Raw genomic sequence first — 4,609 nt, forward strand, 5'->3', positions numbered from 1 at the left:
CAGATGCACGTGGCCGCCGTTGCCCACGCTGTCGACGAGCACCTTGGGGGCGAACGAGACGCGCAGGCCATGGCGCCTGCTGACGCCGCGCACCGTCTCCTTGACCAGCACGCACGTGTCGGCGGCGCCGAGGGGGTCCTGCGCGGCGACGGACACCTCGAACTGACCGGCCGCGTACTCGGGATGGATCTGCTCGACGACCAGCCCCTCCTCGGTGAGCGCGGTGACCACGTCCCGCAGGTAGTCACCGAGTTCGGCCACCCTGATCATCCCGTACGCCGGCCCGGGAGCGGCCGGGGCGAACTCGTCGGAACCGGTCGGGGAGACGGCCCATTCGACCTCGAACGCCATCATCGCCGTCAGGCCGTGCTCGGCGAGCAGGGCCGTCTGGAGGCGGACGAGTTCCCGGCCGTCCTGCGGGTGCGGTCGGCCGTCCTGGTCACGGCGGTCGGCGGGGGCCCAGGCCCAGCCGGACTGGGCCGCAAGGGGTGTCAGCCGGTCCAGGTCGGGATGCAGCCGCAGATCCCCGACGGGACCCCCGGCGTACCGTCCCGCCGTGATCGAGTCATCGGCGCCGAACACGTCGAACACCGGCGGCACGCCGACGCCCCACACCGCCGCCGCGTCGAGCCGGCCGATCGGCACCCCCTTCATCCGAGTGATGCCACTGTTGTCGACGTAGGTCACCGCAACACAGACGACGCCGCGTACCTCCAGGTTCGTCGCCGCGTGCCGGGCCGCCGCGGCGAGCCGATCACGCCTACGATCCTCTCCGGCGATAATCCGAGGGGCGAACTCGTCCAACGCAGGCTCGTTCATCCTCACCTTCCCCACGGGTCTCCCCTGTCCCCATGGTCGCGCGTACGCCTGCCGGACGCCGGGCGGAGCGCACGGCACGGCGGCGCCTCCCTCTCCCACAATGTTACGGAGAGCGACAAAATTCGGCCGGATCGAAGGAGAAGCCATCTGTTCATAACAAGCGCTCCGAGCGTTGTCCACAGCTGGCGCCGACGCAAGAAGAGATGAAAACACGGCAACATCATCGACTTTCAGAACGACTGTCCCCAGGGAGCCAGGAGTAATCCACAAGTTATCCACAGGGCCGCTGTGGACCTGAGGATGACCGAGTGTGTCCAGTACGGTCAGGCATGACCCCACCTTCCAGGGGGGATCATCGATGGGTGGGCCGCCCGGTGGAACCGTTCGTCGATCACGAGCTCGTCGACCACCACTGCCATGGTCTGGTCGGCCGCGATCTGACTCGCCCGGAATTCGAAAGCATGATCACCGAGGCGGAACACCCCGGACCACCGGGGACGACGCTGTTCGACAGCCAGATCGGCTTCGCCCTGCGGCGCTGGTGCGCGCCGGTGCTCGACCTACCGGCGCATGCCGCGCCGGAAGACTACCTCGAACGCCGGGCGGAGCTTGGCCACGCCGAGGTGCACCGGCGGCTGCTGCGTGCCTGCGGGATCACCACGTTCTGCGTCGACGCCGGATTTCAACCGGAGCCGCTGACCAGCGCCGCGGAGCTGGCCGAGCTCGCCAGCGGACGCGGCGTGGACGTGGTGCGGTTGGAGCGGGTCGCCGAGCAGGTCGCGGTCGACGTCATCACCGGGCAGATCGGCATGACCCACCTCGCCGACACCGTGCGGGCCCGGCTCGAGTCCGCCCGCCCCACCATGGTCGCGGTGAAGTCGGTCGCGGCCTACCGCGGCGGCCTGGAGCTGCCCGCACAGCGACCGACCGACCGCGAGGTCGCCGCCGCCGCCCGCGGCTGGATCCACGAGATCCGCGCCGGCGCCCCGATCCGGCTGACCGACCCCACCCTGCACGCCTTCCTCATCTGGTGCGGGGTCGACGCGCGGCTACCCATCCAGATCCACGTCGGGTACGGGGACTGCGACATCGACCTGCGCCGGGGCAACCCACTGCTGCTCACCGGCCTGCTGCGGGCGATAGCACCGACCGAGGTCAGTGTGCTGCTGCTGCACTGCTACCCGTTCCACCGGGAGGCCGGCTACCTAGCCCAAGTGTTCCCGAATGTCTACCTCGACCTCGGGCTCGCCATTCACAACTGCGGCCGCGGCTCGGCCGGCCTGCTCACGCAGGCACTCGAACTCGCCCCGTTCGGCAAGTTCCTCTTCTCCACCGACGCCTTCGCGCTCGGCGAGCTGTACCTGCTCGGGGCCGTCCTGTTCCGGCGTGGGTTGTCGGCGTTCCTCGCGGCGGGAGTCGCCGACGACGCCTGGACCGCGGCCGACGCCGAGCGGGTCGCCCGGCTCATCTGCGCGGACAACGCCCGCCGCGTCTACAACCTGCCCTGACCAACGACCTGCCCTGACCAGCACTGGCGGCTCGGCGGTCAGCCGGCGGCGGCCGGCGGGCAGAGGCAGAACGGGTGACCGACCGGGTCGAGAAGCACCCGCCACCGGTCCCCACCCGGCTGGAACTCGGCCTGCCTCGCGCCGAGGCCTTCCGCCAGGGCGATGGCGGCGTCCAGGCCGGCGACCCGGAAATCCAGGTGGAACTGCTGCGGGGCGTCCTGGTCCGGCCAGCGCGGCGGCTGGTAGCCCGCCACCCGCTGGAAACCGATCATGATCTCGGTCCCCGGTGGGGTGAGGTACGCCCAGGACCCCTCGTCGTCGGCGCCGGCGACGCCCCACCCGGTCAACGTGCCGTAGAAGGTCGCGAGCTCCTTCGCGTCCGGGCAGTCGAGCATCAGCCCGGCCCAGGTCGCCGCCACGTCACTCGCGGAGCCAGCACTTGCGGACCCAGTCGCCGCACCGGTAGCGGCCGCGCCCCCGGCCATCTCCACACCCATCTCCCGAGCCGGGTCCGTTCCCGCCATGGCGATCTCCTTCGCGTTCCGGTGTCGATGCGTCGGATCCCATCCTCGAAGCCATACCTGACTTCTCCTGGCAGGTATGGCCCGGGGAGAATCGGGCATGCGTGCCGGCCGGCTCCTCTCCGTCCTGCTGCTGTTGCAGACCCGTGGGCGGCTCACGGCGCGTGAGATCGCCGACGAACTCGAGGTCTCCGTGCGGACGGTCTACCGGGATCTGGAGTCCCTCGCCGAGGCCGGGGTCCCGGTGCTGGCGGACCGCGGTGCCACCGGCGGGTACCGGCTGCTCGACGGCTACCGCACCCGGCTGACCGGGTTGACCTCCGGCGAGGCCGACTCCCTGTTCCTCGCCGGCATGCCGGCGGCCGCCGGCGAGCTGGGGCTCGGCACGATGCTCGCGGCGGCGGAACTGAAGCTGATGGCGGCGCTGCCCGAGCAGCTGCGCGAACGGGCCGGCCGGGTGCGGGAGCGCTTCCATCTCGACGCGCCCGGCTGGTTCCGGGCCACCGAGGACACGCCGCTGCTGACCGAGGTGGCAGCGGCGGTGTGGGAGCAGCGCCGCGTCCGGGTCACCTACCGGCGTTGGCGGGCCCCCCGCGAGATCATCCGGCACCTCGAACCGCTCGGCGTGGTCCTCAAAAGCGGCACCTGGTACCTGGTCGCCAACGTCGCACACGGCACCCAGGGCGTAGGCCTGGCCGAGGACGCTGGCAGCAGCCGCGACCCTGACGGCACCCGAGCCGCGGGCGCCACCGAGAGTGCGGACGGCAGCGGAGGCGCGGAACCGGCGGGCGGGCCGGCCACCCTGCCCCGGGTGTACCGGGTCGCGAAGATCCTCAGCCTCGAGACGACCACCAAGACGTTCGAACGGCCGCATGGCTTCGACCTCGGCGCCTACTGGGCCGGCTGGACGGCCCGCTACGAATCCGAGGTCTACCGGGCACGGGCGACCGTGCGGCTTTCCCCGACCGGCGTGACGATGGCCCCCTTCCGGCTCCCCCCGGCGGTCGCCCGCGCCGTCCGGGAAACGGCGAGCGCACCGGAGGAGGACGGCTGGGTACGCGCGGTGGTGCCGATCGAGTCCGTCCGGCACGCCGAGCGCGAGCTGCTCGTACTCGGCCCGGATCTGGAGGTGCTCCACCCCCCGGAGCTACGCGAGGCGATGACGCGCGCCGCGGGCGCGCTCGCCGCGCTGTACGGCGCACCGGCGCCGGGCAACGGCGGAAGTCGCAGGCCCGTCGCCGGGAACCACAACCTGCCGGCGCCCTGACTGCCGGCGCCCTGACTGCCGGGAGCCTGACGCCTCCGGACGCCACGTGGCGCCTCGGCGCTTCGTCTGAATCACTGGGATAACGCCGGCACCAGGCTGCCAACCTTTACGGACGGTGGATGCCCACGCCCCTTGATCAGCGTCCATCGAGGAAGCGCTGAGCGGGACGAAGCAGCGGCTTCGACGGTCGCCAACGCCCCAGAGGGGGCTGAATCCAAGCCCGCGCGACCCGGAAGATCAACTGATCATGGTCACGACCAGAACAATGATCATATTTGGCCCTCGTCCAGACTCCGCGTGCATCTCTGAACCTAGGACATGGAGCCACTGGTCACCGACGGTTCCGAACAGCGCATCTTCCACTCGAAGATCCTTCCAGATGCGTCGTATAGGTGATGCCAACCCCTGCCATTCATGGAGCACGTAGACTTCTGGCGTGGTCAGAGGAAGCTACGACGTGGTGATCGTGGGCGCGGGCCCGGCTGGGAGCGTGG

4 protein-coding genes are annotated in these 4,609 nt (G+C 70.8%); 2 read left to right on the top strand and 2 right to left on the bottom strand.

The features are described from left to right. On the bottom strand, positions 1 to 819 hold an 819-nt coding region (locus AC08OP_RS21085; protein ID WP_476615766.1), incomplete at its 3' end, for a type I glutamate--ammonia ligase. A 362-nt stretch (positions 820 to 1,181) separates the two neighbouring features. Here AC08OP_RS21085 and AC08OP_RS21090 point away from each other — a divergent pair. Beyond that, positions 1,182 to 2,327 (top strand): amidohydrolase family protein, encoded by a 1,146-nt coding sequence (locus AC08OP_RS21090; protein ID WP_476615767.1) that lies wholly within the window; start codon positions 1,182 to 1,184, stop codon positions 2,325 to 2,327. Between the two features lie 38 nt (positions 2,328 to 2,365). Here the strand turns inward: AC08OP_RS21090 and AC08OP_RS21095 are convergent, their stop codons facing one another. Continuing rightward, positions 2,366 to 2,851 carry a VOC family protein gene (locus AC08OP_RS21095; protein ID WP_476615768.1) on the bottom strand — a complete coding sequence of 162 codons (486 nt, stop codon included), beginning with the start codon at positions 2,849 to 2,851 and terminating at the stop codon, positions 2,366 to 2,368. 97 nt (positions 2,852 to 2,948) lie between these two features. Between AC08OP_RS21095 and AC08OP_RS21100 the strand changes: the two genes are divergently transcribed. Beyond that, complete coding sequence (locus AC08OP_RS21100; protein WP_476615769.1) at positions 2,949 to 4,115, top strand: helix-turn-helix transcriptional regulator; 1,167 nt, start codon at positions 2,949 to 2,951, stop codon at positions 4,113 to 4,115. Positions 4,116 to 4,609 lie beyond the last annotated feature (494 nt).

This window comes from Frankia sp. CeRuru1 (assembly GCF_977966315.1).